This window comes from Olivibacter sp. EAT-5, from assembly GCF_044784325.1.
Classification (GTDB): Bacteria; Bacteroidota; Bacteroidia; order Sphingobacteriales; family Sphingobacteriaceae; genus Olivibacter; species Olivibacter oleidegradans.
This window is the reverse complement of sequence record NZ_CP173028.1, coordinates 5,088,671-5,105,669: the sequence shown is the minus strand read 5'-3', so window position 1 is coordinate 5,105,669 and position 16,999 is coordinate 5,088,671. Positions and strand designations below refer to the sequence as shown.

19 protein-coding genes are annotated in these 16,999 nt (G+C 38.7%); 15 read left to right on the top strand and 4 right to left on the bottom strand.

All coding sequences use genetic code 11. The features are described from left to right. Positions 1-31 precede the first annotated feature (31 nt). The 5 genes from sufC (at position 32) to ACH11B_RS21290 (ending at position 4,430) form a co-directional block, all read left to right on the top strand. Positions 32-802, top strand: coding sequence for a Fe-S cluster assembly ATPase SufC (sufC, locus tag ACH11B_RS21310; protein ID WP_130855762.1), 771 nt, complete (start codon positions 32-34; stop codon positions 800-802). A gap of 42 nt (positions 803-844) precedes the next feature. After that, complete coding sequence (sufD, locus tag ACH11B_RS21305; RefSeq protein WP_013667265.1) at positions 845-2,152, top strand: Fe-S cluster assembly protein SufD; 1,308 nt, start codon at positions 845-847, stop codon at positions 2,150-2,152. Between the two features lie 32 nt (positions 2,153-2,184). Then, entirely contained in the window at positions 2,185-3,408 is a 1,224-nt protein-coding gene (locus ACH11B_RS21300; protein ID WP_377608706.1) for an aminotransferase class V-fold PLP-dependent enzyme, read from the top strand. 11 nt (positions 3,409-3,419) lie between these two features. Beyond that, on the top strand, positions 3,420-3,839 hold the full coding sequence (locus ACH11B_RS21295) for a SufE family protein (protein ID WP_013667263.1): 420 nt from the start codon (positions 3,420-3,422) through the stop codon (positions 3,837-3,839). Between the two features lie 120 nt (positions 3,840-3,959). Then, positions 3,960-4,430: an Lrp/AsnC family transcriptional regulator gene (locus ACH11B_RS21290; RefSeq protein ID WP_013667262.1), complete on the top strand. Its 471-nt coding sequence runs from the start codon at positions 3,960-3,962 to the stop codon at positions 4,428-4,430. Between the two features lie 31 nt (positions 4,431-4,461). Here ACH11B_RS21290 and ung read toward each other — a convergent pair whose 3' ends face one another. Next, positions 4,462-5,133, bottom strand: a complete 672-nt coding sequence (ung, locus tag ACH11B_RS21285) for a uracil-DNA glycosylase (protein ID WP_013667261.1) — start codon at positions 5,131-5,133, stop codon at positions 4,462-4,464. A 162-nt stretch (positions 5,134-5,295) separates the two neighbouring features. Between ung and ACH11B_RS21280 the strand changes: the two genes are divergently transcribed. Beyond that, positions 5,296-5,832 carry a membrane protein gene (locus ACH11B_RS21280; RefSeq protein ID WP_013667260.1) on the top strand — a complete coding sequence of 179 codons (537 nt, stop codon included), beginning with the start codon at positions 5,296-5,298 and terminating at the stop codon, positions 5,830-5,832. Positions 5,833-5,880: 48 nt separating this feature from the next. Here ACH11B_RS21280 and ACH11B_RS21275 read toward each other — a convergent pair whose 3' ends face one another. Beyond that, positions 5,881-7,662: an ABC transporter ATP-binding protein gene (locus ACH11B_RS21275; protein ID WP_377608710.1), complete on the bottom strand. Its 1,782-nt coding sequence runs from the start codon at positions 7,660-7,662 to the stop codon at positions 5,881-5,883. Positions 7,663-7,863: 201 nt separating this feature from the next. Here ACH11B_RS21275 and ACH11B_RS21270 point away from each other — a divergent pair, with 201 nt between their 5' ends. The 8 genes from ACH11B_RS21270 (at position 7,864) to ACH11B_RS21235 (ending at position 14,005) form a co-directional block, all read left to right on the top strand. Then, positions 7,864-8,946: a Glu/Leu/Phe/Val dehydrogenase gene (locus ACH11B_RS21270; protein ID WP_013667258.1), complete on the top strand. Its 1,083-nt coding sequence runs from the start codon at positions 7,864-7,866 to the stop codon at positions 8,944-8,946. A gap of 43 nt (positions 8,947-8,989) precedes the next feature. Further along, complete coding sequence (gene nusB, locus ACH11B_RS21265; protein WP_013667257.1) at positions 8,990-9,937, top strand: transcription antitermination factor NusB; 948 nt, start codon at positions 8,990-8,992, stop codon at positions 9,935-9,937. Between the two features lie 75 nt (positions 9,938-10,012). Beyond that, the gene (locus tag ACH11B_RS21260) at positions 10,013-10,489 is read left to right on the top strand and encodes a DUF1573 domain-containing protein (RefSeq protein WP_130855764.1); all 477 of its coding nucleotides are present in this window, start codon (positions 10,013-10,015) and stop codon (positions 10,487-10,489) included. 28 nt (positions 10,490-10,517) lie between these two features. Continuing rightward, positions 10,518-10,865, top strand: a complete 348-nt coding sequence (yajC, locus tag ACH11B_RS21255) for a preprotein translocase subunit YajC (RefSeq protein ID WP_130855765.1) — start codon at positions 10,518-10,520, stop codon at positions 10,863-10,865. 105 nt (positions 10,866-10,970) lie between these two features. Next, complete coding sequence (locus ACH11B_RS21250; protein WP_130855766.1) at positions 10,971-11,912, top strand: YbbR-like domain-containing protein; 942 nt, start codon at positions 10,971-10,973, stop codon at positions 11,910-11,912. Beyond that, complete coding sequence (gene coaE / locus ACH11B_RS21245) at positions 11,903-12,517, top strand: dephospho-CoA kinase (RefSeq protein ID WP_130855767.1); 615 nt, start codon at positions 11,903-11,905, stop codon at positions 12,515-12,517. Before ACH11B_RS21250 ends, coaE begins: the two co-directional genes overlap by 10 nt. Beyond that, complete coding sequence (locus ACH11B_RS21240) at positions 12,514-13,452, top strand: MBL fold metallo-hydrolase (protein WP_130855768.1); 939 nt, start codon at positions 12,514-12,516, stop codon at positions 13,450-13,452. Before coaE ends, ACH11B_RS21240 begins: the two co-directional genes overlap by 4 nt. 103 nt (positions 13,453-13,555) lie before the next feature. Then, positions 13,556-14,005 (top strand): MarR family winged helix-turn-helix transcriptional regulator, encoded by a 450-nt coding sequence (locus ACH11B_RS21235; protein ID WP_013667251.1) that lies wholly within the window; start codon positions 13,556-13,558, stop codon positions 14,003-14,005. A 22-nt stretch (positions 14,006-14,027) separates the two neighbouring features. Here ACH11B_RS21235 and ACH11B_RS21230 read toward each other — a convergent pair whose 3' ends face one another. Together ACH11B_RS21230 and ACH11B_RS21225 are read right to left on the bottom strand one after the other, a co-directional pair. Further along, positions 14,028-14,747: a ZIP family metal transporter gene (locus tag ACH11B_RS21230; RefSeq protein ID WP_130855769.1), complete on the bottom strand. Its 720-nt coding sequence runs from the start codon at positions 14,745-14,747 to the stop codon at positions 14,028-14,030. Continuing rightward, positions 14,744-15,328, bottom strand: coding sequence for a phosphatase PAP2 family protein (locus tag ACH11B_RS21225; protein WP_013667249.1), 585 nt, complete (start codon positions 15,326-15,328; stop codon positions 14,744-14,746). The genes ACH11B_RS21230 and ACH11B_RS21225 overlap by 4 nt, the downstream gene beginning before the upstream one ends. Positions 15,329-15,601: 273 nt before the next feature. Here ACH11B_RS21225 and glmM point away from each other — a divergent pair, with 273 nt between their 5' ends. Beyond that, positions 15,602-16,984, top strand: a complete 1,383-nt coding sequence (glmM, locus tag ACH11B_RS21220) for a phosphoglucosamine mutase (RefSeq protein WP_130855770.1) — start codon at positions 15,602-15,604, stop codon at positions 16,982-16,984. Positions 16,985-16,999: the final 15 nt, after the last annotated feature.

Genomic DNA, 16,999 nt, shown 5'->3' with positions numbered 1-16,999 from the left:
AGCAAATCGCGAGATTTGAATTGATGAAGATATGTTAAGTATAAAGAACCTACAGGCATCTGTAGATGATAAAGAGATTTTAAAGGGATTAAATTTAGAAGTTAAAGCGGGTGAAGTGCATGCTATTATGGGGCCGAATGGCTCGGGTAAAAGCACGTTGGCTTCGGTTTTAGCCGGTAAGGAAGCTTATGAGGTAACCGGCGGGGAAGTTAGGTTAGATAACAAGGATTTACTGGAGCTATCTCCCGAGGATCGAGCACGGGAAGGGCTTTTTCTGGCTTTTCAGTATCCGGTTGAGATTCCAGGTGTCTCTAATATCAACTTTTTAAAAACGGCCGTTAACGAAATCAGGGCCTATAAGGGACTAGCCCCAATGGAAGCGAAAGAATTTTTAAAGTTGGTTAAAGAAAAGCAAAAGCTTGTTGAATTTGATGCTAAATTGGCGAATCGGTCGTTAAATGAAGGATTTTCAGGTGGAGAGAAAAAGCGTAACGAAATTTTTCAACTTGCCATGCTGGAACCAAAGCTGGCTATTTTGGACGAAACAGATTCAGGCTTAGACATTGACGCGCTTCGCATTGTGGCGAACGGTGTTAATCATTTGCGTTCAGAGAATAATGCTTTTATTGTTATTACGCACTATCAACGCCTTTTGGACTATATAGTGCCTGATTTTGTACATGTACTATATAAAGGAAAAATCGTAAAATCCGGAACGAAAGAACTAGCACTCGAGCTGGAGGAGAAGGGTTACGACTGGTTAAAAGAAAGTGTGGATGCAGAAGAGAATGCTGCCATTTAGGTTATAGCGATTATTTTCTCATCCTTTTATGATAATTAACAAATGATTACACAAGTTTCAAGTTCATTATATCATCAATTAGTTACTTTTTTTGAAGAGAGGCTAACCTTAAAGGGATACCAGGAGCCGCAAGTCTCTCTACGTAAGGAGGCTTTTGCCCGTTTTAAGGATTGGGGCTTTCCTACGCTGAAGGCGGAAGATTGGAAGTACACGAATCTGCAACCTTTAATCAATCAGCATTATCTATTAAATGACGCCATTCCGGGAAAAAATGTAGATACGAGTCAAGCGATTATAAAAGGTTTGGACGCTTATCGACTCATATTAGTGAATGGGCGCTATCGCAAAGACCTTTCTGATGTTATTACAGAACCAGGCATATTTGTGAGTGCTATTGAAGATGTAGCGAATAATGAATTATTCGCTGCGCATTTTGCAAAATACGCAGATAAAACAGATAATCCACTAGTTGCGCTCAATACAGCTCTTCATGAGGGGGGACTCTATATCCATATAGGTCAAAATATTGCTTTAAAAAAGAGCATTCAAATTATTCATGTTGCATCTTCAAGTGAAGCTATTTTTAACCAAACAAGGAATTTATTTGTTTTAGACCCAAACGCTGAAGCAGAGATTATCGAATCCTTTATTGCAAATGGTAGCACGATAAGTCTGAACAATACAGTATCCGAACTTGTTTTGAACGAGAATGCTCATCTCCAACATTATTATTTACAGACTTCCGGCGAAAAGTCTCGATACCTTAACCATACAGAGGTTAAACAAGCTAAGCATAGCTTGTACAACAACTATAATTGTTCATTTCCTGGATCTTCATTCGTTCGAAACAATATTAATGTCCGTTTAGACGATACATCGGTAGAAAGTCATTTATACGGGGTAACGCTTACCGCTAAAGATCAACTGGTGGATAATCATACTATTGTTGACCATCGAATGCCTCATTGTGAAAGCTATGAATGGTACAAGAATATTGCACAAGATACCTCAACGGCAGTATTCAATGGCAAGATTTTTGTACAACCCGACGCTCAGAAAACCAATGCTTTTCAACAGAATAACAACATGTTAATTGGTGATAAAGCAAGTATTCTGACCAAACCGCAATTAGAAATATTTGCAGATGATGTAAAATGTAGTCACGGTTGTACCATGGGACAATTCGATGACGAAGCTTTATTTTACCTTAAAGCAAGAGGTATTGGTGAAGCGAGTGCACGGGTGCTCTTGGTTCATGCTTTTGCCTTTGATGTAACGGAAAAGTTCAGCAATGATAATGTAAGAGCTTACGTTGATCATCTAATCGAACAGGGCCTAATTATTGAGTAATAAGTTTTCGGTCTTACTTTAAATTTCTGATTTTGACACATTACGATATTCATAGTATAAGAGCTGATTTTCCTATATTAAAAACGAAGGTAAATGGGTACCCCTTGGTTTATCTGGATAACGGAGCGACTACGCAGAAGCCACAATCGGTAATTAATGCTATTACTGATTATTATACACAAATCAATAGTAATGTGCACCGGGGTGTTCATCACTTAAGTCAACTGGCAACAGATGCTTATGAGGTCACACGGAGAAAGCTTTCTGAATTTATAAATGCAGCGCAAGATTATGAGGTTATTTTAACCAATGGGACTACGCACAGCATCAACTTGGTTGCGCATTGTTATGGAAAGCAATTTGTAAAAGAAGGGGACGAGATTATTATTTCGGCCATGGAACACCATAGCAATATTGTGCCTTGGCAAATGTTATGCGAAGAGCAGGGCGCGAAGCTACGTGTAGTTCCCATAAATGATGAAGGAGAATTGGATATGGGCGCTTATCACGCTATGCTCAACGAAAGAGTAAAGCTTGTTTCCATAACCTACGTATCAAATACGCTCGGAACTTTAAACCCAATAAAAGAGATTACAAAACTGGCGCATGATCATGGCATTCCCGTGCTGGTTGATGGTGCGCAGGCCATACAACATTTACATGTGGATGTACAAGCTTTAGATGTTGATTTTTTCGCTTTTTCAGGACACAAGATGTACGGTCCAACCGGCGTGGGGGTCTTGTACGGAAAGGAAAAATGGTTGGATCAGATGCCGCCTTATCAAGGAGGGGGTGATATGATTAAAGAGGTTAGGTTTGAAAAGACGATTTATAACGAACTACCATTTAAATTTGAGGCGGGTACACCCAATATCGAAGCGGGAATATGTTTGGGGGCAGCCGTAGATTATATAAAGACGATTGGCTTGAGTCAGATTGCGCTTTATGAAACGGAACTGCTTAAATATGCGACTAAAGCTTTGTCGGAAATTGATCAAATCCGGTTTATAGGTACGGCGAAAGAGAAATCCAGCGTGATATCTTTTCTGGTGAATGGTGCGCATCCGTACGATGTGGGCGTTATCTTAGACAAGTTGGGCATTGCTGTTCGTACTGGTCATCATTGCACACAACCTTTAATGGAGCGGTTTGGGATTCCTGGCACGGTGCGTGCCTCCATTGCAATGTACAATACAAAGGAAGAAATAGATCTGTTGGTAAGCGCTGTAAAAAGAGCCGCTTCTATGTTGCTATAACGATGGTTGATATGACAATTAAGGAAATACAGGACGAATTGATAGAAGATTTCTCTTTTTTCGAGGATTGGATGGCTAAATATGAATATATTATTCAATTGGGGAAGGAGCTGCCTTTAATCGACGAGTCCCATAAAGTTGACGATTTATTGATTAAAGGATGCCAGTCTCGCGTTTGGTTGCATGCACAGTATGTAGACGACAAAGTCTTTTTTACGGCCGATAGTGATGCAATCATTACTAAGGGACTTGTTAGCTTAATGATCAAAGTTTTATCCGGACAGCGTGCAGAAGATATTGTGAGTGCCGATCTTTATTTTATAGATGAAATCGGATTAAAAGAACATTTGTCACCTACTCGTGCTAACGGGTTGGTGGCGATGGTAAAGCAAATGAAATTGTACGCGCTTGCCCTAAATGCTAAACGTTAATTGGCACTCATTTTCCATCGTATTAAATGTACTATTGAATACCTAATCTTTGAAATAAAAAAATCAATATTGTAAAATTTTATTTGGTTATTTGTTAACTTTACGCTAAAACTGTTAGCCATGGCTTTTGAACCAGATAGAATTGATTTAAAGATTATTAAATTACTCCAAGAAAACGGTAGAATAACCAACTTACAACTTTCTTCCAATATCGGTTTGTCACCGGCACCAACACTGGAAAGGGTTCGAAAACTTGAAAATGCGGGCTATATCAAAAGCTACCATGCCTTGGTGGATGAAGAGCTTCTAGGCTTGGGCATTAAATCCTTTATACAAATACAATTGGATTTTCATACACACAATTCAATCCCTGAATTTGTTGAAGCGATCAAAAGTATACCTGAAGTGACCGAATGCCATCACGTCACCGGGCAATGTGATTTTATTTTAAAGGTTTATGTCAAGGACATTAAATCTTACGAGCGGTTGATTATGGAAAAGATTAGTCGGATACCATGTGTGAAAACCTTTCAAACGATGATGATTATGTCAACGTCTAAAAAAGAACCGATCGTACCAATGGAATACTAAGATCGATTTTTTGCATAACAATCTACTAGGTCTACACCTGCCAGTCAATTGGCGTTTTTCCGTGTTTTTCTAAATAGTCATTGGTTTTTGAGAAGGGTTTACTGCCAAAAAATCCATTGTGTGCAGATAGCGGCGAAGGGTGGGCTGATGTTATAATCAAATGTTTGGAGGAATCGATCAGTTTCACTTTCTGTTTAGCGTAATTTCCCCATAATATAAAAACAATTCCTTCTCTTCGTTGTGCGAGTTCCTTAATTACGGTATCCGTAAAAACTTCCCATCCTTTTTTTTGATGAGATGCTGCCATGTGTGCTCGCACCGTCAGTACCGCATTAAGGAGCAGTACACCCTGATCAGCCCATTTGGTCAGTGTACCGTGATTGGGAATCTTAAAACCTGGAATATCATTACTTAATTCGATATACATATTCCGTAGCGATGGAGGGATTGCAATGCCTGGTTGAACCGAAAAAGACAATCCATGTGCTTGTCCGATATTATGATAAGGATCTTGCCCCAAGATAACGGCTTTCACTTCATAAAAGGGTGTGTGTTCAAAGGCATTGAATATAAGTTTATTGGGCGGAAATACCTGATATTGTGCTTGCTCTGTCCTCAAAAAATTTCGTAACTCGCTCATATAGGTTTTGGAAAATTCCGGTTCTAAAATTTCTTTCCAGCTTTTTTCAAGGGCTATACTCATGCTCAAACTTAGCTAAAATTGACATTATATACAATACAATAGTCGTTTGCACGTCCTATAGACCGGATTTAACAACAGATTTTAACGGATAATTTTTTGTTAAAACCCATAAATTAACGGATATTTGCAGCATTATAATGAATACATTCATAAAGTAAAGATATGCCAAATTTCATTCGTATTATTATAGCTTTCCTTTTGTTGGGAGCAGCTGTCAGTCTATTTGTATTTGGCCACTGGCCGTGGGGAGTATTAGCACTTCTTTTGGCTATAGTTGTTTTTGTCACTTTCTTTTTTAACGAAAATATGCTGATTGCGCAATTTTACTTACGAAAGGAAAATATGGACAAAGCAAAAACTTGGCTAAATAAAATCACTAATTATGAGAAACAGTTGATTCGTGCTCAGCATGGGTATTATCATTTACTCATTGGACTAATTGAGTCGCGATCCGCTCCATTACAGTCAGAAAAATATTTCAAGAAGGCACTTAGCTTAGGCATGCAGATGGATCATAACGTAGCATTGGCTAAATTAAGCCTGGCGGGCATCGCCATGGCCAAGCGAAATAAGCGGGAAGCTACACAATTACTTCAAGAGGCTAAAAAAGCTGATAAAAATAAATTGCTAGCCGATCAGATTAAAATGATGAAAGATCAAATGGGTATGCTTGACAAGCAGCAGATGCGATTCCGTTAGTAAACAAGACGCCAGATACCCAAGCGAATTAAGAGCAGCTACTGTTGGTTAAACTTCTTCCTCCAGTAGCTGTTTTTCGTATAGCTCAAAGTAACTGCCTTTAGCAGCCAGAAGTTCTGTGTGTTTACCTTCTTCTATTATCTGACCGTTTTCCATTACCAAGATATGATCTGCGTTCTTGATGGTAGAAACACGATGCGCAATAAATATGGCGCTTCTGTCACGCATAACCGTACCTAAATTCTGAAGAATTTTTTCCTCTGTTTTGGTGTCTACCGCTGATAGGCAGTCATCAAAAATTAGTATTTTAGGGTTTATTGTAATTGCTCTTGCTATCGAAACACGCTGTTTCTGTCCTCCCGAAAGGGTGATTCCTCTTTCTCCGATAGCTGTCTCAAAACCTTTTTCGAACTCCATGATATTGTCATACACGGCTGCTTTTTTTGTTGCCTCCTCTACCTTCGCCATATCCAGTTGATCCAGCCCAAAAGCGACGTTCTTTGCTATCGTATCTGAAAAAAGGAAAACGTCTTGCGGAACAAAACCTATTGTGCTCCGATAGCTGTTTAGGTTTAAGTCCTGTATGGGTATCCCATCGACAAGAATAGTACCGGAAGAAGTATCATACATACGCATTAAAAGTCGTGCAATGGTGGATTTTCCCGATCCTGTTTTGCCAATGATCGCTAAAATTTTTCCTGGATTAACCTTAAAAGATATTTCTTTTAGTGCAGTAATTCCTGTATCCGGATAGGTGAAAGATACGTTTCTAAATTCAATATCTCCTCTAAACTCCTCTTTCCCGCCGGTTTGCGATTTTATACGAGGAGAAGTATCTAAAAATTCATTGATCCGTTTTTGCGAAGCTGCCGCTCGCTGCACCAATGAAGTCACCCAGGCAAGTGACATTGCAGGAAATGTTAATTGATTAACATAAACAATAAATTCTGCAATGTTTCCGGATGATATGCTACCACGCATGACCTCGATACCTCCAATATAAATAGTTATAATCGTACTTAAACCAATGAGAAGTAAGATAAGCGGAAAAAATACAGCCTGAACTTTCACTAACGATAAGGAGACAGTTTTGTAATCGTTGCTTTCTTTTGCAAAGCTGTTTTTCTTATCCTGCTCACGACTGTATGTTTTAATAACACGGATCCCTGAGAAAGTCTCTTGTACAAAAGAGCTCAACGCGGATAGCTGCTCCTGTATTTTTTCACTTCTTTTATTGATGAGCTTATTAATAAAAAGTATGACCGCTGATAGAACGGGTATAGGAGCTAATGCGTAAATAGCTAGCTTGGCGTTCACGGTAAACATAGAACTAATGACCATTATTGACAGCACAACCGTGTTAATAGAGTACATAATGGCCGGACCCAAGTAAGCTCGGACACGACTTACATCTTCGGTTACACGATTGATTAAATCTCCCGTGTTGTTTCGTTTAAAGAAAGCCATATCCAATTGTTGGTAGTGATCATAAATTTCATTCTTTAGATCATATTCGATATGACGTGAAGTCAGGATGATTGTTTGTCTCATAAGAAAGAGGAACAGTCCCCTTATCAGTGCTAAGACCAAAACAAGCGTACCAAATAAAAGAAGACTATGTCCAAATATCTCATAAATCAACGACTGACGTTCAAAGCCATCGAATAGCTGAAAAAGAGCTATATTATCTTTAACCAGATCAAAGGCAATACGAATTACTTGAGCCGGTATAATGCCGAAGTAGTTTGATACTACCACGAATATAAAACCGGGAATCATTCGCCAACGATATTTATAGAAAAATTTATTAAGATAAGCTAAGTGCTTCATGAAGACTAAAATTAAACCTATCGTACAAAAGTACGTATCCTGATAAAACTATTGCTATACTGAGTGCATTTAACTAATATTAAAATTAAATGGCAATGCAAACAATTATTTACTGAATGAAATGATTTTAAATTCGTAAAAAGATACCGATAAAATTAGTACTTTTGCGCAGAATTGCCGATACTAAAATAATAGTAAAATATGTCTTCCGAAACGCCATACCCCCAAATGTTTGATTTGTTACGACAATTTGAACATCAAAAGATTGTATTTTGCCAAGATCATACAATAGGATTAAAGGCTATCATCGCTATTCATGACACTACACTTGGTCCCGCTATCGGTGGAGTACGTATGTTGCCATATAAAACCGAATTGGAAGCGATAGACGACGTCTTAAGATTGTCTCGGGCGATGACATATAAATCGGCAATAAGTGGTGTCAATTTAGGGGGTGGAACTGCGGTAATTATTGGCGATCACCGTACCCAGAAATCGGAAGTTATCTTAAGGAGGCTCGGGCAGTTTGTAGAAGAGATGAATGGTTCATTTATCGCTTCATTGGATATGGGAACTACTTCCAAGGATATGGAATTTATCCACATGGAAACCAACCATGTGGTTGGCTTGCCGAAATCTTTGGGTGGAAGCGGCGATACGGCTCCCTTCACCGCGAAAGGCGTGTTTTATGGTATAAAGGCAGCCGTCAAAGAACTTTATGGTACAGATAGTATGGCTGGGCGGACGGTGGCCGTGCAGGGAACGGGAAAAGTGGGGGAACATCTTGTTTCATTACTTCGGGAAGAGAATGCGAAGGTATATGTAAGTGATATTGTTGAAGATCGAATGATTCAGGTTTCTAACAAATACGGTGCAGAAGCCATCGCGCATAATAACCTCTTCGATATGGATTTGGATGTTTATGCGCCTTGTGCATTAGGAGGGACAGTTAATAATTACACGATTGAGCGTATGAAATGCAAAATTATTGCGGGTTCTGCTAACAATCAGTTGGCCAACGATCGTGAACATGGCGCTAAGCTTCTGGAAAAAGGCATTATTTACGCGCCTGATTTTTTAATAAATGCTGGAGGCCTTTTGAGCTGCTATGCTGAAATTGCTGGATATAATGTCTTAAGAAGTGCCGCATTAACCGAAAATATCTATGAAGCAACGCGCTCGGTGATTCAAAAATCGTTGAAAGAAAAAATTCCAACGCATCAGGCTGCTATGCAAATTGCTGAAGACCGGATTGCGCTTATAAAAAAAATAAAACAAAACTAGTCATAGGGCTAGCATGACTATATAATCGTTCTTTATAAATAATATGTTAAATAGAAGGCACCTGAGGGTTAAAGTATTACAAACAATCTATGCATTCCAGCAATCGGATGATAAGAATATAAACAATTTTGAAAAGGCATTGCTGAAAAGTGTTGATCAGGTTTATGAGATGTATATTTGGGTGCTCGCACTCGCGTCAGAGGTGGCTGAATATGCGTTGGTAGATGCGGAAGACCGGGCAAATAAATTTTTACCTACTGAACACGATCTCAATGCCAATACACGATTGGCGAATAACACCTTTATTGAACTGCTACAACAAAATGAGGAGTTTGTGGATCTGTGTAAAAAATATAAGGTAGATGCCGTTTTTGATATGGAAACGGTGAAAAGTATTTTCCACATTTTAAAACAATCTCCCGAGTATGTTGCTTATTTAGAGAATGAAGATCGATCGCTCAAGGCTGAGAAGGATATTATAAAGTTTATCTTTAAAAAAATTATATTGAAATCACCGGCTATTGAACAGATATTCGATGAGCATTTTATTAATTGGACGACTGATAAAGATGTGTTACAAGCGCTGTTAGCTAAAACTTTGAAAAATTTCAACAGCGAAGATCCAGAGAAAAATAAGTTAGCGCAATTGTGTCCAAATTGGGTTGATGATAAAGAATTTATTGTTGACTTGTTTCGATTGACAACTCGGCATGGAGAGGATTATCAGATATATATTTCGGGGAAAACAAAAAACTGGGAAGCTGACAGAATAGCGTTAATTGATACCTTACTGATGAGAATGGCGATCACCGAATTATTGAATTTTTCTTCTATACCTGTTAAGGTTACAATTAATGAGTATATTGAAATTTCTAAGGAATTTAGTACACCGAAGAGCAATTCGTTTATCAATGGCATCCTCGATAAAATTTTGATCGAACTTCAAAAGGAGGGCAAAATCAGAAAATTCGGAAGGGGACTTATTGGATGAGATGTTTCTATAAACCCTTAGTCGATAAGCTAGTGCATGGCTGATCTACATCAAATAACCAACAATTATAAGTATATGAAAAATAAAATTTTGTTACTATCATTAGCAGTTTTGGCGCTAAGCGCTTGCAATGGATCTAAACAAAAGGAGAAAAGTGCTGGAGAGGATATTATCGAAAGTGTAAATACGACTGATAATACCGGGGTGAATAAGCAGATTCCGGATTCCGCCGATGTAGCGGATGCTCCCGTGCTAAAATTTAAGAATGATACATATGACTTCTCCAAGATCAAAGAAGGGGAGAAGGTAAATCACGTTTTTGAATTTACTAATACAGGGAAATCACCTTTAATAATAAGCGACGTGCAGGCAGGATGTGGCTGTACTACTCCCAAATTTGATAAAAAACCGATTAAACCCGGAGAGCAAGGCAGCATTGAAGTTGGTTTTAATAGTGCAGGACAACGCGGTGCACAGCATAAAATTATTACCGTATATAGTAACGCGCAACCCGCACAATTAATGCTACACTTAAAAGGTGAAGTACAATAGTTAACAATTTTAAATCACAGTAATTTACATGACAACAGCAGCAATTTTATTACAAGCAGGATCAGGCGGAATGTCATCCCTCATTATGATGGGATTAATTGTGGTAGTATTCTATTTTTTCATGATACGCCCACAGATGAAGAAACAGAAAGATCATAAAAAATATATAGAAGATTTAAAGGTGAATGATAAAGTGGTAACTACCGCAGGCATTCACGGTCGTATCGTTGAGATAGGCGAAAGCACATTTATCATTGACGTAGGTTCCGGTACACGTATCAAATTCGATAAAGCTGCGATTTCATTGGATGCTTCCAAACTTGCCAATACACCAAAGCAAGGGACAGTAACTACAACAACGGACGAAAAGAAATAGACTTTGTCGGCTAGACGAGGTGCTATAAAACGCCTGACAAAATTGATTTGACCGACAAAGGTTGTTATTTTTGTTAGGCGTTTTGTTCGTTTATAAAGGGTAGGTATGTTTAATCTCAATAAGAAGCAACAAAAGAAACTAAGCTTATTTGCTATTTGTCTCTTTATCTCCTTTCTGGTGTGGAGCCTCTTTGCTTTATCAAACCGTTACATTTATACGGTAAAGGCCTCTCTAAATTATGTAAATGTTCCGCCGAAAAGGGCATTTCACCCACTTCAGTCAGATACCGTCGCTATGCAGGTCGAAGGAACGGGCTGGCAGGTGTTATTTTCTAATCTTCGACTTAAACCTCAAGATATACATGTTGACTTAAGCGGTTTAAAAACACGTGATTGGATACTATTTTCCAATCAAATGGGATATATAAATCGGCAATTTAGTGCAAATCAACGTATTGTTTCCATTTCTCCCGATACACTTTTCTTTAATTTTTCTAAGCAAGATGTTAAAAAAGTAACCGTTAATTTGTCCAAAGACATTAAGTTTAGAAAGCAATATGATATCACAGGCGATATTCAGATTGAACCGAAGTTTGTGACGGTTACAGGGCCTTTGGAAGACCTGGTATTGATTGATGGCTGGGCGACAGATACATTAAGGAGAAATAATGTTGACAATACCATTACTGCCAAAGTTACTTTATCAAAAAGTCAGAAAGCAAATATTAATGTACACCCCTCATCGGTTGATGTTACCATACCGGTAGGTGAAGTGACGGAAAAGATTATAGAGGTACCTATTAGGGCAGAGAATAGTAGAGCCTTTAGAACGGTGAAAGTGCTACCTGAGAAAGTAAGATTAACAACCATTGTGTCTTTAGAAAAATACGAAGATATAGATCGGGATATGTTCGAAGCAGTTATTAATTTGAACGACTGGCGAAGTAATCACATCAAGAATTTGCCGGTTATTATCACGAAGCAGCCGGATTTCGTGAAAATTATTAAGGCAGAACCGCAAAATGTAGAATTTTTATTGTGGAAATAAATAAAGATAAACTACGCATTGGCGTAACTGGAGGAATTGGTACTGGTAAAACCACCGTTTGTAAAATATTTGAAGCTATGGGATATCCGGTGTTTTATGCGGATACCGAAGCTAAGAATGTGATGGTAGACAATAAGGATTTAGTGGAAGATATCAAAGGAATATTCGGAGCGGAAGTCTATTCAAAAGAAGGTAAACTTGACCGGGTCTATCTCTCGAGGATTGTTTTCCAAGACCGTGATAAATTAGATAAGCTTAACGCCCTGGTTCATCCAGCTACAATAAAAGCCTATGAAAACTGGGAAAGGCAACAACAAGCAGAGCTAACATTTAAAGAGGCTGCGTTACTTTTCGAAACAGGAACCTATAAATTATCAGACTATAATATTTTAATAGTTGCCCCGCAGGAACTTCGAATCAAGCGCGTGATGGAAAGGGACCAGCTAACAAGAGAGGCGGTGTTAGCAAGAATAGATAAACAAATGATTGATGAAGAAAAACGCAAGCTCGCTGATTTTGTGATAGATAATGACGAGATTCACGCTCTTATTCCGCAAGTTTTAAAAGTCAGGGCTCGCTTGCTAGCGCAGCTGAAAGCAAGATGATTTTAGATGATTTTTTGACAGTCAATTCCAAGGGTATTTATTGTGCTTATGGCGACTTTTTTATAGATGCCCGGGAAGCGGTGAGAGTTTCGGTGGTGTCTCACGGCCACGGTGATCACATAACATCAGGCTGCTTTACTGTATTCTGTACGGCTCCAACAAAGTCATTTATGGAGCTGCGTTATAACAAGGGCGCTGCACGCGACTTCCAAGTTTATGATTATGGCGTGCCTTTTACGTTAGGAGGTGTGACGGTTACGTTTCTTTCTGCAGGTCATATTTTGGGTTCGTCTTTAATATTGATGGAATTCAAAGGAGTACGTTATTTATATACCGGCGATTATAAGTTGCAAGCAGATCCAACCTGTACTCCCATCTCGCTTGTTAAGGCGGACGTTTTGATTACAGAAAGCACTTTTGCGAATCCGATTGTAAAACATCCGGACCCTTCGGTGGAACTTGATAAGCTAAATAGTACAACCTATCCGATTATGCTTGGTGCTTATGCGTTAGGCAAAGCACAACGTTTGACGGCGATGATCAATCAATATTGCCCGGAAAAAAAAGTACTTCTCCATCATGCAGTGCTTCCTTTTCATCGGATTTATGAACAATATGGCTATGCTGGTTGGCACTATATACCTTATGGTCGTAAAATTATTAAAGAGCAGCCTGAGAATATCATTTACCTTGTGCCACCATTAACTTTTAATAGCTATTTTAGAGCTAAAAACCTTATAAAGGTCTTTGCCTCCGGTTGGAAATATCTGCAAAACAGAAATGATATGGAATTGTTTATTTCAGATCATGTTGATTGGGGGGATATTTTAAAGACAATTGATGTTGTTGATCCCCGGGAGATATGGACACTTCATGGTGATGGCAGTTTTCTTGTAGATCATTATAGAGGCAGTCGTTATGTGAAAATTTTATAATCGTCGATTACACGATATTATACAGAATGTAGTTGCAAGACATCTTTATTTTTTAGATCAGATTTTAAGCTATATATTAGTGCTCCAATTCTAAATTAGGTATATGAAGATAGAAGAAGTACTCGTCACTAATAAATTCGAAAACGAATACCATAAGGCTGCTCTAAACGTCATATATACAAGCAACTTCATTCAAAGTCTTTTAAAAGAGCGGACCGACAAAGAGAAAATAACGCTTCAACAATACAATGTGTTGAGAATTTTGCGGGGTCAAAACGCAAAACCGGCTACCGTTAACATGTTAAAGGAGCGTTTGTTGGATAGAATGTCGGATGTGAGTAGAATTATCGATCGTTTGGTGCAAAAGGGACTGGTTTCGCGGTGTATGAGCCATAAAGATAGACGTGCTGTTGATATTTTCATTACCCATGATGGTATGACAATTTTGGAACGTTTAGATAAAAAAATGTCTATCTTGAGCGTCTTGGATGAAAACCTTTCTGAAGAAGAATGCAAGCAACTTAATTACCTTCTTGATAAGTTGCGTGGTTAAATTTATTAGACAAACCAGTAGCTTAATGCACCAGAAAATTAAATAGGGAAAGAGTGACCCCGGTAATCACTGCTAAGAGCTTTCTTTTATTAAAGTGATGATGATCTGCTGAAGAAGATTCAAACAGAATCGTTGTAGAGATGTGAAGAAATATACCGATGACAATCGCCATCATTTTATCAAAGTATTGGTTGATTTCGCCAATACCTCCTAAACTAATCATATTACTCAATGTAAAACCTATTGGCGACATTAAAGCAAAAATAAAAAGAGATAGGATAATGGTGCGTTGCCTAACAGTTGACTGAATGAGTAAACTGCCTAAAGCGAAGGCAGCAGGAATATGATGAATGGCAATGCCGAATAACAGCTCTCTCTGATGTCCCTTTGCTAGTGGCATCCCTTCTAAAAAAGCATGTAAGCATAAGCTGGTCATAACGCCTATCGGGAAATGTCCGTGGTGGCCATGCTTATGAATGTGACCATGTTCTATACCTTCTGAAAATCTCTCTAATAATAACTGAAATAAAAAACCGCCAAGTACATATAAGCCTAAATAATGATCGTCGTTATGCGCGTAGATCTCAGGGATAAGATGCAATACAGTGATCGAAAATAAATACGCACCGCTAAAAGAAAGTACGAGCCTTAATAAATCGGTATTATCTCTTTTTACAAAGAATACAGCCAAACCGCCCAAGAGAGCCGAAAGAAATAAAGTAACTATTATAAGAAGTGTCATGGTTGTGCTATCTGCCGAGTTGTTTCGGGCTGAATATAAAGAAATAACGTTGCCATAGAATAGCCAATGATACTACCAAATAGGGCGCCGGCAGTTACGTCAAGAGGATAGTGCACGCCTACATAGACTTGAGCAAAACTAATAGCGAAAGCCCATAACAAAGCAAACCATAATATGGCGCTCCAACGCTTCCTATAGACCATAATAAGAAATAGAGCCATGGCAAAATGATTACTTGCATGGGACGACGGAAAACTGTATCCGCTGCCGCATCGTACCCGGCTTACCATTTCCCCCTGTAGGGTAAGTTCATTACAGGGTCTTATCCTTTTTACTATGGGTTTAATAACCGAGGCAGATAAAAAGTCAGCTATTCCAAAGCTAAGCACCAGAAATAACATCATGATTACTCCTCGTTTTTTATAAGTACGTATCGAAAAAATTAAGATGAACAAGTATAAGGGGGCCCACGTATATGGATTCCGTAAGTAAGGCATTAGCCAATCAAAGACAACATTGGCCATATCCTGATTTATTATCAGGAAAAGATCTATATCAAATTGTATGATAGAAGCAAACATGTGTTTTTATGAAATAAGATTTTAATCTTTTTTACCCCCAAAGCGATCTGTATATAAATTACCATTGAAATGTAATATGCCTTTCTGTGTCGCTAAATTCAATAAGGTTGCAAATATACAGTTTACAAACGTATCCGGATTTATAATTGCGTCATAAAAATAAAAAATTATTTTATTAAGCAATCGGTTGCTTCTACAGATGGTGACAGAAGCGTTAGAATATTCTAATGAAAATGCTATTTTTACCACCTACTTAATAAATTCGAGTATAAAATGACATTGATAAAATCTATTTCGGGTATTCGCGGAACCATAGGTGGAAAACCTGGCGAAGGCCTGACTCCTATTGACATTGTAAAATTTACCGCTGCTTTTGGAAAATACATTACCGAAAAAGCCGGCAATAAAAAAATAGTAATAGGTCGAGATGCACGGCTTTCAGGAGAAATGGTAAGTAATATTGTAACAGGTACACTCCAAAGTCTCGGCATTGAGGTGATTGATCTCGGTCTGTCTACTACGCCTACCGTTGAAATAGCCGTGCCCGAGGAGGATGCGGCAGGTGGTATCATCTTGACAGCTAGCCATAATCCGACAGAATGGAATGCATTGAAGTTGCTTAATCAGCAAGGAGAGTTTATTAATGATTACGAGGGAAAAGAAGTATTGGCTTTAGCCGATGAATTGAGTTTTGATTTTTCTGAAGTACACGCACTTGGACGGGTCATAAAAAAGGACACCTACCTGGAAAGGCATATTGAGAAGATCTTAGCGCTGGAAACAGTTGATAGAGACGCAATTGCACAGGCTAATTTTTCAATTGCTGTAGATGCTGTTAACTCAACGGGGGGACGCTTTGTACCAGCTTTATTGAAAGCACTAGGGGTATCAACCGTATATGAATTGTATTGTGAGCCAAATGGCCTCTTTCCGCATAATCCTGAGCCCTTGGCCGAAAATCTAAAGGATTTATCTGCCCTTGTAAAAGAAAAGCAAGCCGATCTCGGAATTGCGGTTGATCCAGATGTCGATCGGTTGTGTTTCGTCATGGAAAATGGAGAAATGTTTGGAGAGGAATATACATTAGTAGCCGTTGCAGATTATATCCTCCGGCAAAAGAAAGGGAATACGGTATCTAACTTATCCTCCACACGGGCCCTTAAGGATATAACAGAGAAACACGGCGGTACTTATTACGCAGCAGCGGTTGGGGAGGTGAATGTAGTGACCAAAATGAAAGAGGTAAATGCAGTGATAGGAGGCGAGGGGAACGGAGGTGTAATTTACCCGGCTACCCATTATGGTAGGGACGCTTTGGCAGGTATCGGTATTTTCTTGACACATCTTGCTAAAAGCGGTCAAAAAGTGTCCGCTTTGCGCAACAGTTATCCTTCCTATTTTATGGCGAAGAAAAAGATCACGCTCACTCCTGGATTGGATATTGATCAGCTTTTAAAATCGATGGAGGAAAAATATAAGGATACCCCCCATAGCACCATTGATGGTTTGAAAATAGATTTTGAGGAAGAATGGGTTCATCTACGGAAGTCGAACACTGAACCGATCATCCGTATTTACACAGAATCGCCAACACAGAATCGCGCCGACTTATTGGCTGATAAGATTATTGGCGAAATAGAAGCCATTTTATCTTGATCACCTAGAAGTAAA

Bases quoted from the DNA above. Each gene is read 5' to 3' on its own strand.
- ACH11B_RS21250 (WP_130855766.1), top strand. From the start codon at position 10,971: ATGTTTAATCTCAATAAGAAGCAACAAAAGAAACTAAGCTTATTTGCT.
- sufD (WP_013667265.1), top strand. From the start codon at position 845: ATGATTACACAAGTTTCAAGTTCATTATATCATCAATTAGTTACTTTT.
- ACH11B_RS21260 (WP_130855764.1), top strand. From the start codon at position 10,013: ATGAAAAATAAAATTTTGTTACTATCATTAGCAGTTTTGGCGCTAAGC.
- ACH11B_RS21240 (WP_130855768.1), top strand. From the start codon at position 12,514: ATGATTTTAGATGATTTTTTGACAGTCAATTCCAAGGGTATTTATTGT.
- ACH11B_RS21280 (WP_013667260.1), top strand. From the start codon at position 5,296: ATGCCAAATTTCATTCGTATTATTATAGCTTTCCTTTTGTTGGGAGCA.
- ung (WP_013667261.1), bottom strand. From the start codon at position 5,133: ATGAGTATAGCCCTTGAAAAAAGCTGGAAAGAAATTTTAGAACCGGAA.
- sufC (WP_130855762.1), top strand. From the start codon at position 32: ATGTTAAGTATAAAGAACCTACAGGCATCTGTAGATGATAAAGAGATT.
- ACH11B_RS21290 (WP_013667262.1), top strand. From the start codon at position 3,960: ATGGCTTTTGAACCAGATAGAATTGATTTAAAGATTATTAAATTACTC.
- ACH11B_RS21230 (WP_130855769.1), bottom strand. From the start codon at position 14,747: ATGACACTTCTTATAATAGTTACTTTATTTCTTTCGGCTCTCTTGGGC.
- ACH11B_RS21270 (WP_013667258.1), top strand. From the start codon at position 7,864: ATGTCTTCCGAAACGCCATACCCCCAAATGTTTGATTTGTTACGACAA.
- yajC (WP_130855765.1), top strand. From the start codon at position 10,518: ATGACAACAGCAGCAATTTTATTACAAGCAGGATCAGGCGGAATGTCA.
- nusB (WP_013667257.1), top strand. From the start codon at position 8,990: ATGTTAAATAGAAGGCACCTGAGGGTTAAAGTATTACAAACAATCTAT.
- ACH11B_RS21275 (WP_377608710.1), bottom strand. From the start codon at position 7,662: ATGAAGCACTTAGCTTATCTTAATAAATTTTTCTATAAATATCGTTGG.
- ACH11B_RS21295 (WP_013667263.1), top strand. From the start codon at position 3,420: ATGACAATTAAGGAAATACAGGACGAATTGATAGAAGATTTCTCTTTT.
- ACH11B_RS21225 (WP_013667249.1), bottom strand. From the start codon at position 15,328: ATGTTTGCTTCTATCATACAATTTGATATAGATCTTTTCCTGATAATA.
- ACH11B_RS21235 (WP_013667251.1), top strand. From the start codon at position 13,556: ATGAAGATAGAAGAAGTACTCGTCACTAATAAATTCGAAAACGAATAC.
- glmM (WP_130855770.1), top strand. From the start codon at position 15,602: ATGACATTGATAAAATCTATTTCGGGTATTCGCGGAACCATAGGTGGA.